The sequence below is a fragment of the Cyanobacterium sp. genome (assembly GCF_054166785.1).
Genome location: NZ_JBSZCP010000066.1, coordinates 82,125 through 91,511 on the forward strand (window position 1 = coordinate 82,125; position 9,387 = coordinate 91,511).

The 9,387-nt window shown below is 40.4% G+C and carries 8 protein-coding genes; 3 read left to right on the forward strand and 5 right to left on the reverse strand.

Translation table 11 applies throughout. The features are described from left to right. The first annotated feature begins 3 nt into the window (after nt 1-3). Together ACXITR_RS13945 and relB are read left to right on the forward strand one after the other, a co-directional pair. Nucleotides 4-2,208 carry a secretin N-terminal domain-containing protein gene (locus tag ACXITR_RS13945; RefSeq protein ID WP_457997829.1) on the forward strand — a complete coding sequence of 735 codons (2,205 nt, stop codon included), beginning with the start codon at nt 4-6 and terminating at the stop codon, nt 2,206-2,208. 80 nt (nt 2,209-2,288) lie between these two features. After that, the gene (gene relB, locus ACXITR_RS13950; protein ID WP_457997830.1) at nt 2,289-2,501 is read left to right on the forward strand and encodes a type II toxin-antitoxin system RelB family antitoxin; all 213 of its coding nucleotides are present in this window, start codon (nt 2,289-2,291) and stop codon (nt 2,499-2,501) included. Nucleotides 2,502-2,634: 133 nt separating this feature from the next. On the opposite strand, the gene ACXITR_RS13955 is transcribed toward relB, so the two are convergent. The 3 genes from ACXITR_RS13955 to ACXITR_RS13965 form a co-directional block, all read right to left on the reverse strand. Further along, nucleotides 2,635-4,356, reverse strand: a complete 1,722-nt coding sequence (locus ACXITR_RS13955; protein ID WP_457997831.1) for an ABC transporter permease — start codon at nt 4,354-4,356, stop codon at nt 2,635-2,637. Nucleotides 4,357-4,557: 201 nt separating this feature from the next. Continuing rightward, complete coding sequence (locus ACXITR_RS13960) at nt 4,558-4,758, reverse strand: hypothetical protein (RefSeq protein WP_457997832.1); 201 nt, start codon at nt 4,756-4,758, stop codon at nt 4,558-4,560. A gap of 209 nt (nt 4,759-4,967) precedes the next feature. Beyond that, complete coding sequence (locus ACXITR_RS13965) at nt 4,968-5,540, reverse strand: hypothetical protein (protein ID WP_457997833.1); 573 nt, start codon at nt 5,538-5,540, stop codon at nt 4,968-4,970. Between the two features lie 259 nt (nt 5,541-5,799). Here ACXITR_RS13965 and ACXITR_RS13970 point away from each other — a divergent pair, with 259 nt between their 5' ends. After that, nucleotides 5,800-7,164, forward strand: coding sequence for a DUF3370 domain-containing protein (locus ACXITR_RS13970; protein WP_457997834.1), 1,365 nt, complete (start codon nt 5,800-5,802; stop codon nt 7,162-7,164). 44 nt (nt 7,165-7,208) lie between these two features. Here ACXITR_RS13970 and ACXITR_RS13975 read toward each other — a convergent pair whose 3' ends face one another. Beyond that, entirely contained in the window at nt 7,209-7,730 is a 522-nt protein-coding gene (locus ACXITR_RS13975) for a pentapeptide repeat-containing protein (RefSeq protein WP_457997835.1), read from the reverse strand. Nucleotides 7,731-7,847: 117 nt separating this feature from the next. Continuing rightward, nucleotides 7,848-9,125, reverse strand: coding sequence for an adenosylhomocysteinase (gene ahcY / locus ACXITR_RS13980; RefSeq protein WP_457997836.1), 1,278 nt, complete (start codon nt 9,123-9,125; stop codon nt 7,848-7,850). Between the last annotated feature and the right edge of the window lie 262 nt (nt 9,126-9,387).

A 9,387-nucleotide genomic window follows, 5' to 3' on the forward strand; every position in this document is an offset into this window, starting at 1 on the left:
TTCATGAGTTTATTTTCTTCCCGTCAAGTCAGGTTTGTTAGTAGTACCGTTGCCATTTTACTAGGTTATCAGTCATGGGCGATCGCCTCCCCAAACCGCAACAATCCCCCGCCCAACGACCTTCTCCCCCTACTACTAGCCCAGAATAACGAAGTATTATTTCCCAATCCCCGTGTCAGCATAGATGGACAACCCGTGCGCCCCACTCGCATCGAATCAACCCCCCCTTTTCAACAAAGGGCTGTAGCACCTCCTATTGGAGATATATCTGTTTCTAATACTAATCTTAGTACCCAAGCCATTAATCTTGGGACGGATGCCGTAGTTCCCCGCCTTGTCCTTAGGGATGCTCCCCTTGATGAAGTTTTGAAAATTCTTGCACGGGCAGCAGGTCTTAGTATCATGTTTGACTATAGCACGAGAGGAGAGCTAGAGGAGGAAGAAAATAGAGGAGAAGATTATGTCCCCCCTCTCAAAAAACCTATTACTATCGATTTGGAAGGGGAAAGAGTTCAAGATATATTTAATAATCTTTTGAGACTTCACCGACTTGAAGCAAACCGAGATGGCAACACTATTTTTGTCGGTAGAAATTTATCTTTTTCCGTGAACGATAGCATCAGCAGAACCTTGAGACTAAATCAGTCGAATGCTGGTACTGTCGCTGCTCAATTAGCTCTGGCAGGTGCGACAGTTCAAGAAGTTATCGAAATATTTTTTGATGAAAGAAATGAAGATGGAGTTCTCATTGCCAGAAGATTTGCAGGAAGAGAAATAAGACCCCTGACGGCAGATAATGCTCAAAACTTTAGAACCCCTTTACCCCTCAGAAGATTAAACGTCACCGCCGATGAAAGAACAAACTCTATCACTTTGACAGGTACTCCCGATCAAATAAGAGTAGCAACAAATCTAATTGTTCAGGCAGATACTCGCTTACGACAGGTAGCGGTAAATCTTCGTATTGTTGATGTGCAATTAGCAGATGGCACTAGCTTTGGCTCTAGCTTCTCTTTTGGAGTTGATAACACAGGTATTATTCAAGATGGTGGGCTTGGAGTTGTTAACTTTGGCACAAGGGATCAAAATGTTAGCTCGGAGGATTTTCGGGTTGATAGTGATGGAAACTTAGTACCAGCCTTTGATGAACAAATTATCATCACAGAAGGATTTAGTCGCAACTTAGCTAATGATTTAACCCAGTCCTTAGCTAATGATTTAACCTCCATTAACAGCGATGACTTAAGCCGTACATTCCAAGACACTATTAACAGAACTTTAGGACAATTTGGAAATAATACAGCTTTTAGCCGAGATCAAGCCGATAGTTTACAAAGAACTTTAGTGAATAACCTTGCCAGAACCATCACTGAGTCTAATTTAAGCACCGATACCACCAGCATAACCGATGATATTAGCCGTAATGTAATCAGAACTCTTCAAGGCTTACCCATTGGTACTCCTCGCACGGGTCGCATTTCTCCTTTCGGCACTAACTTCAACCCCGCTCAACCCGGGGTGGCTGCTAGAAGTATTCCAGGCAGAAACTTTAATCTTCCCCAAGCCTTCCTTGCTCAAATTCGAGCTAGTATCAGCTCTGGTAATGCCAAAATTTTGACAGATCCTACCCTTGTGGTGCAGGAAAGACAGACAGGAAGTGTTTCTTTGGTTGAAAATGTTGTCACTAGCGTTTTAACGGAAGTAGATACAGAAAGTGGCGTTAGAACTGTTACTCCTGTCATTGAAGCTGCTGGGCTTAATTTAACAGTTGAAGTTGAAGGGATTGACGATAATGGTTTCATTAATTTGATCGTAAATCCCGAAATTAGTGCGCCCGGAAACCCCCAAGTGTTTGATAGTGGTGGTGGAGCTAGTAACGTGATTACTCCTCTAGTCAGAAGAAGTATTTCCTCTGGTCTAATCCGTATCAGAGATGGTCAAACTTTGATCCTTTCGGGTATCATTCAGGATGCGGAAAGAGTACAAGTTTCCAAAATTCCCATTCTCGGCGATTTACCTTTGATTGGTAGTCTATTTCGCTCTACTTTCACCGATAAAACCAGATCTGAGGTTATTGTAATGTTAACACCTCAAATTTTAAATGATTCGGAGGGTTTCAGTGGAATGGGATACCAATACACTCCTAGTGCTGAAACAGGTCAAATTCTCAGAAATCGTGGGGTAAATATTCCGGGTAGTCCTTTTTAATTTCGACACTTCCCCTTCTGTCATAGGAGGGGGTTTATTCTACAATGGAGTTGTATTTGGTTGTAAAGACACAAAATTATATGTTTACTTTTAGTTTGTCTCCTAATATTGAAAATCGTTATAAAATTTTGGCGATGGAGTTAGGGAAAAAAGAAGATGATTTGTTACAGGAAGCAATAATATGCTATTTAGAAGATTTGGAAGATATTCGGGATGCTGAAAATCGGCTGAGTAATCCTGAGTCTTATATAACTATTGAGGAATTGGAGCAAAACCTTGACTTAGAAAATTAACATTGATTCACGGGTTAAAAAAGAGTTAAAAAAAATTGATAAATCAGCTCAAAAAAAGATTATTTTTCATAAAACTTGACCGTTTTGGCAACTAATCAGGGACGTGGAATTTACGCCCCCGTCTCTGTTTATACTATTCTTTTTCCATCATCAGACGTTTAGTTTCCGACATCCCCGCAATGGCTAAGGTTTTGGTCGTCTTGAGGTTAAAGCCGACAATGGTTACTACTTGAATACTTAGGGAGATGAAAAGCGCACTTAAACTTTGATAAGTATTGAGCGCAATGGCGAAAGGACTTAGGTTAGCCAAAATTTCCTGTAAAAGGATAGGATGACTAATATTATGACCCATCAAATCATCAAGGAATACATGGGCAAATAATGGCGAGATATTAAGAGCTATCACGGTAACACCTGCTATTATTCCTCGTTTTTCCGTTTTTAGTGTCATCAATAGTTGGGCTACGGAAGCATAGACAAGAATGGAAAATGCACCCAACATTATCCCGATGATAAATTCTAGGGGATTAGTATTGGGAAAGAAAAATAATGAGGGTATGGTATATAGATTAACTAATAATAGGTTAAGGGCGATCGCCATTACCGCAGGACTTTTTTCCCCAAAAGCCAAATCCCTCCATAAAACCCTATTCTCACGGGTATTTTCATGACGAAATCTAGCCCAATCCCTCAAACTTTGACGAGAAGGAGTTAACCCTGCAATCAATAATAAAAATAAAATCAAATTTAATACTTGTATTAATTGAACTATCCCTTGAAAATCACTATATTCATCCAAAGTTTGTAAAGCGAAACCTAAATTCGTCACAATAAAACAAAAAGATAAGGCATAACTCTGAGATTTAGTAATCACCGTAGCCAGAGGATTGGCAAAACGACGCTTTAAGCCCTGATATAACCAAAAAGTCCACACAGCATAGTTTAGTAAAATCAACAAACCACCCGAGAAACCATTCTGCCATAAACTTTGACCATACCAACGTAAATTAGTAAGGGCATCCGCCGATAAATAACCCAAAGTAGTCTGGGAAAGGAAAGTAGAATCCACAAGGTAAGCCAAAAACGTACCCGGATAAAACAATAAAAACCAATCCAAAGAAGTTTGGGTATAAGCAGGGGCGTTAGACTCCAACGTAACCCCCAACATACAGAACAAGAAAAAGAAAATAGAGGTAACCGCTAAAGGCGCTTGAAAACTACCCCACTCCTTACTCACCAAGCTAAAAAGTAAACTAGCCCCATAAAAAAATAAACAACTAGCCCCCAAAATAAGATAAAACATCACCATTAGGGGAAATTTAATATTGGCAGATAACCCAGACCAAACGTGGAGAGGAATGGCTAAAATACCAAACAAATAAAGTAATATGGGAACACCTAAAATTTTACCCAGAAAAATATCACTTGCTGATTGAGGGCTAAGACGAATGAAATTAAAAGTACCCTTTCTTTCTTCCTTAGTTAAATCGGCAACTAACATATAACTGCCCCCCAACAAAAGAATAAAAATACCCATAATACTCATGGTGACAAACATATCTAGCCACCATACCTCCTTAATAGTCTGGATATTGCCCAACATATCTGTAATACAAAGTTGAGCTCCCCTAGTATAAGTCTCATACCCCTCTCCCGTACAATAACGGTTATAAACCCCCTCCTGGGAAGGAAAAAGCCCTTGAAAATAAATAAATAAAAGTACTTGTCCTACTATAGACAACTCAGATACAATCATCACATTACGGGGTTGTAATCTACCTTTTATCTCCCTAAATAACTGGGGATTAAATTCTCCAACACGACTAATTAAGCGGGGGTACACTTGAGCAAACATTTCAACTCATCTCCTCATTAACGATCAACAAAACTGGTTATTTTATCTGATGATAGTCTAGCAGTCTCCGTGGCTAGTTTGTTGTTTGCAATTAACTATTCTTAAAAGATGAAGGGAAGGCGAGAACTAAAGTTGCTGAGAGGGTATAAAGGGTTTAGAGTTGCAGCCGAAGCATTGTTAACAAAATATATTTATAATTTCTTAACTAAAAGTCACTGGTTGAGAAAGATAGGTAATACAGTTATTGGCAAGGAAATAAACCACCAACATCGCTGCCGCCGATAGTGCCACAAGACTACCCGCCAACATCAAAGAAAATTCCCTTTGACTAAATGCCTCTTGCATTAAATGTAGTGACCACGCCACTAATGCAACGTCAAAAATGAGAATAGGTATTAACATTCCTTAATAATGTAAAGTTTTATATATTCTAATACATTTCTTTGAGAAATATTAATTTTCGTTAAGTTTCTTAAGTATATTTTAACATTACCAAGGATATTGGCTAGGGCGGACAAAACCTTGAATAGGGCATATTTTAAGCAGTTTATAGCCCATGGCAGGGGTTGAATAAAGCCCAACCCATTACCGAATTTTTGTAAACAAGAAGATTAACGACGACGACCTTCAAAAGGAGTTTGAACAAAACCAATCTCGTATAATTGCTGATAAGATTTTTGCCCTAACTCACTGGTAGGATTTTGAGAGCGAATAATTTGAATTAACAAAGGTACAGATAATTCAGGTTTATTTTGGGCCCGATGAACTAAAGCTAGTTGATAAGTAGCTTCATCCCTTAAACTAGCGGTGCGTAAAGCTCCTGCCCGTTGTGAACTGGTAATATTATTATCAATACCAGAAAAGCTATCGGCTAGTTGTACATAAAAATTGGATAACTGATTAAAAACTCGACGAGCTTGTTGTAACCTTGATTCCGCAAGATCATAGTTACCCTGATTAATAGCCTGTTCGGCTTCTCTCATCAATCTTTCTCCTCCCTCAAGACTCAAAAGGGTGGCAGTTTGGCTGATGGGAGCAATAATGTTATCTCCGCTTTCCATTTCTGTCTCTAATGGGTCTAGGTCATTTTGAGCAAAAACTAAACTAGGAGATGTGAACCAAAAGGCTGAACAAGCTAATATTAAAAGTTTACAAGCCTTTGTAGTTAAGGATTTTTTAGACATAAAGGTAACTATAAATTGAGTTGTAGATAATTTTACACATAGAACAGAAATTCTAAAGTATCTTAGCACTTTCTTATGGATATGGTGGCTTTGTATGGGAAAATCAAACCATCAAACTACACACCAAAATATACTCAATTACCCTTTTAAAATAGATTTTGACTATTTCGGACACATTTTAGCCAATATTGTCGTCAAATTTTAAATATTACCTTTAAACTAATTCTGGAATCAATTTAATATTCTTTAGCCATTTCTTATGTTAGAGTTACTCTCCCTACTATTACCTTTCCATGTATCGTCTTTAGCCACTGAGGCACCAACGGTATATATTGCCCAAGCATCGGATGAGCAAGAAACCGAACCTCAAAATATTCCCAATACTATTCGTCCTTTAAACGGTGAGTTAAATCAGATTCCTGTATTTAATAGTAATAGTCCTGAGTTGGTTTTGGGAGAGGGTATCTTACTTTCTACTTTTCCTAAAACTAATAAAACCAATCCTGATGCCCACTTAGATTTTGCTTTTAATGGGGAATTTGATGTATTTGCCCACCATGTTTCCCGCCCCCCCGAAGAAGGGGATATGAGAACTTTATATATCGGTATTCTGATGCACAATCCTACGGATGCAGAGGTGAATATTGATGTATTGCAGGGGGCTACTTATTTGAGCCAACCCGATGCTCCTTTTATTTCTCTTCCCTCTCAGGTATTGGGGCGTAATGTGTTCGCCGGGCCCGGAAGCAGGGTGATGGGAGATATTTTACAAAATAGAAGGCAGGATATTTTCCCTGAAAGTATTACTATTCGGGCAGGGGAAAGTCGTATGTTATTGAATGTACCTATTCCGATTCACAGTTTGACTCCTCCCCTTAATGGACGTTCTACTTACGTTAGGCTCAGAAGTGATGGAGAGGTTCGCATTGCTAGTTTGGCCATGTTTCGAGAGGATGAAGATGATGCCCCTGAAGTTTCAGAATGGCAGGAAATGTTAAGGAATGGTGATGTATCTTCCCCCAGAGATTTAGCCCCTACGGCACTGGATGCGGTTGGTGCTTTTCGATATGGAAGGGTAGCAGGGGTTTCCATGGGTAATATGTGGAGGGCTGATTTAGTTGATGGTGATAGTCAGGTGTTAAATATTCCTGATTCTGGGGAGGCTTTTTCCTATGGTTTGAGTACCCTTGTTAGGGGGCGTTTAGGTTCTGAGCAAATACAAACGGCTCCCTTGGCGGTAAGATATGAGGATACGGCTTTTGAGGCTCATGGTAACTATGGGGTGCAGTACAGTTTAACTTTACCGCTGTATAATCCAACGGATGAGGAGCAGACGGTGAGGGTAAGAATTTCTACTCCCATTAAAAGGGATGTGGGGGAATTGGAATTTTTGGATGAACCTGGGCCGCAGGTATTTTTTAGGGGTTTGGTACAGGTGAAATATACCAATGATGAGGGTTTACCCCGTTGGCGTTATTTCCATTTGGTACAAAGGAGGGGAGAAGAGGGGCAAGATTTGTTGAGGGTTACTTTACCGCCGAATGGTAATCGTTTGGTGTCGGTGGATTTTCTATATCCTCCTGATGCTACACCGCCTCAAATTTTAACAGTAATGACTGATTAATAAATCTAAGGATTTTTTTTGGTGGGCATTGCCCACCCTACAGGTTATGGGCAACCGAGAGATTGTCTGGTACTGGCATTGGTGACGGGGTTAATGCCTGATGCACTTTTACATAATAAATTTACTTGCTCGTTGTCGAGGACGGTAAAGGTGAAATCTGCTCCTTCAACGTTGGCGTTTTTGAAGGTGGTACGTAGCATGATGGCATCTCTAAAAATGGCGTTGGTTAAGTCTGTGTTGTTGAAGCTGGTGACATAGACTAATCCATCACTCATATCTACCCCTGCAAAACTAGCACCTTCGGCGTTAACTCCGTTGAATACGGCACCCCGTAGATCGCTATCATTAAATTTGGCATCTTCTAGGTTTACTTTGGTAAATTCTGCCTGTTGGAGGTTTTGGTTGGTGAAGTCTTCTCCTTTTAGGCTTTTACTTTCAAAGGTGGAGGTGACGAAACTGGAACTAGCGGCGATCACTAATTGCCCCTGTGCGATCGCACTGTGAGGGAAAACCATCACGGATAAGATTAAAATGATTAAACAAAAAAAACCAGATAACTTACGCATAGAAAATAATTTTATAGTAAATAAATAAAAATAATAAAAACCATCATTAAACAAGGGGTTTAAACCCCTTGCCGAGACTAAAATAGTCCTTATGCCGAGACTAAAATTCCCTAAAAATTAGGTTCCCACAGTCCAAGAATTCATGTACTCAACTTGCTCAGGGGTTAAAGAATCGATAGTGATACCCATAGCTTGAAGTTTGAGACGGGCAATTTCTTTATCTACTTCCGCAGGAATAGAGTGTAATCCGGGTTCGAGAGAACCTTTATTTTTTACTAAATGCTCACAGGCGAGGGCTTGGTTAGCAAAACTCATGTCCATAACGGCGCTGGGGTGTCCTTCCGCTGCGGCCAAGTTAACTAAACGTCCTTCTCCTAGTACAACAACGGATTTACCGTTTTCAAGGATGTATTGTTGGGTAAAGTTACGAACTTCTTTTACTTCTTTTGCCATGTCACCTAGGGATTTGAGGTCAATTTCGATGTCAAAATGTCCTGCATTACATACCATGGCACCATCTTTCATAGAAGCAAAATGCTCTTTACGGATGATGTGCTTGTTACCTGTAACGGTTACAAATATATCACCTACTTTGGCGGCTTCGTCCATGGGCATTACCCGGAAACCATCCATGGCCGCTTCAATGGCTTTGATAGGATCAATTTCGGTAACGATGACATTAGCACCTAAACCACGGGCGCGCATGGCTACCCCTTTACCACACCAGCCGTAACCTGCTACCACAAGATTTTTACCTGCGAGTAATACATTGGTGGCACGGAAGATACCATCGAGGGTAGATTGTCCTGTACCATAGCGGTTATCGAAGAAGTGTTTGGTATCAGCATCGTTTACATTCATAGCGGGGAAGGTTAAAACCCCATCTTTGAACATAGCTTCTAGGCGCACGATACCTGTGGTGGTTTCTTCGGTGGTGCCTAACAAGTCGCTGAGTTGTTCTTGTCTTTCTTTTACCATGGTGGCGACCACATCGGAGCCGTCATCGATGATAATATTAGGACGGTGATCAAGGGCGGTTTGGACATGACGATGGTAGGTGTCGTTATCTTCCCCTTTGAGGGCGAAAACAGGAATGGAGTAGTCTCTTACTAAGCAAGCGGCTACGTCGTCTTGGGTGGAGAGGGGGTTACTAGCGATAAGCAGGGCATCGGCGCCTCCAGCTTTAAGGGCGATCGCCAAGTGTGCTGTTTCGGTGGTAACGTGACAACAAGCAACGATGCGAATACCTGCAAAGGGTTTTTCTTTGGCGAAGCGATCTCTAATTTGTTTTAATACGGGCATTTCTCTTCCTGCCCATTCGATTCTTTGATGACCTAAATCAGCTAGATTAATATCTTTAATATCGTAATTTAGTTTTGGTGCAGCTACAACCATTAATCTTACTCAATAAAACTTTACACTACCTATCATATAGCTAACTATGAATAATTAACAAACCTCCGCAGGATATTTCGAGTTTAATGTCAATGGTTATCAAAATTACCACTTGAATAGGTTAACGGTACTTAAACAAAACTCAAGCCCAAACAAAGCCTAAACTAGCTTTATAAGCAGAAAATACCTCAGTATTATGGGCAAGCCAGTGGACAAAACGAAAAGATACAGCAGTGCGAAATGCCTCGAGTGCTTCAGCAAA